The sequence below is a fragment of the Cupriavidus sp. BIS7 genome (assembly GCF_000292345.1).
Taxonomy (GTDB): Bacteria; Pseudomonadota; Gammaproteobacteria; order Burkholderiales; family Burkholderiaceae; genus Cupriavidus.
Map to the genome: position 1 here is coordinate 1 of NZ_ALOU01000110.1, position 1,297 is coordinate 1,297.

General features: G+C 62.2%; 1 protein-coding gene. It reads left to right on the forward strand.

Features of this window, described 5'->3' with window-relative positions; all coding sequences use genetic code 11:
• The first annotated feature begins 83 nt into the window (after positions 1–83).
• Positions 84–1,244: an IS481 family transposase gene (locus tag B552_RS0126510; protein ID WP_026036077.1), complete on the forward strand. Its 1,161-nt coding sequence runs from the start codon at positions 84–86 to the stop codon at positions 1,242–1,244.
• Positions 1,245–1,297 lie beyond the last annotated feature (53 nt).

Genomic DNA, 1,297 nt, shown 5'->3' on the forward strand with positions numbered 1-1,297 from the left:
TGTTCAGACCGGACACATAGGTGACAGGTGTGCGAGGACATGGTTGACACTTCCGGACGGTTCGCCGTCCGGAGGTTCAAACCATGCCTTGGAACACACGAGACACCATGAGCCTGCGTCTGGAGTTCATTGCATTCGCTACGCAGCCTGACTGCAATCGCCGGGAGTTGTGCCGGCGCTTTCACATCAGCCCCCAGACAGCCTATAAATGGCTGGCCCGGCATGCGCAGGAAGGCGCCGAGGGGCTGCAGGATCGATCCAGGCGGCCGCAGCAGACGCCATCGCGCACGCCTGCCGAGATTGAGAAGCGGGTGGTTCAACTGCGCGAGCAGCATCCCGCGTGGGGTGGGCGCAAGATCAGCCGGCGTCTGGCCGACCTGGGCTTGGCCGATACGCCAGCCCCCAGCACGGTCACCTCGATCCTTCATCGCCACGGATTGATCGCGGAGTCCTCCGCAGGCCAGCACAAGGCCTGGCAACGCTTCGAGCATGCCGGCCCCAATGAGCTGCTGCAGATGGACTTCAAGGGCTATGTGCGCAACGAGCACGGTCTGTGTCATCCGCTGACGCTGCTCGACGACCATTCGCGCTACGTCCTGTGCCTGGACGCCTGCGACGACGAGCGTCGTACGACTGTCCAGCAGTGCCTGACGGCGGTCTTCCGTCACTATGGCCTGCCGCGGCGCATGACGATGGACAATGGACCGCCATGGGGTGGCGATGAGGATGGTCTGGGATATACACGGCTGACGGTCTGGCTGCTCAGGCTTGGCATCCGGGTCAGCCACTCACGCCCCTATCACCCGCAGACCCAGGGCAAGGACGAGCGATTCCATTTGACGCTCAAGTCCGAACTGCTGCAGTACCGGCGCTTCGCGGACAACACCGAGGCGCAGCGGGCGTTTGACCGGTATCGGACCCTCTACAACCATGAGCGCCCGCATGAGGCGCTGGGCATGGCCGTGCCGGCCACTCGCTATCAGCTCAGTCCCGTACCGTTCCCGGAAGACCTGCCTGAGCCGCAGTACCTGCCGCAGGATCGGGTCTATAAGGTAGACAGCTCGGCGCGGATCATGATCGGACACCGGCGAGTGAAGATCGGCAAGGCGTTCATAGGACAGCGCATCGCGCTACGTGAAACACAACACGATGGCGTTTATGCCATCTGGTTTGGACCTATTCGGATCGGAGAAATCGACTTGAGCGCCCCAGAAGGCGCTCAAGCCTCATCTACTCCGTCCTAGAATGTGTCAACCATGTCCTCGCACATGTGTCAGCCATGTCCCCGGTCTGCACA

Bases quoted from the DNA above. Each gene is read 5' to 3' on its own strand.
- B552_RS0126510 (WP_026036077.1), top strand. From the start codon at position 84: ATGCCTTGGAACACACGAGACACCATGAGCCTGCGTCTGGAGTTCATT.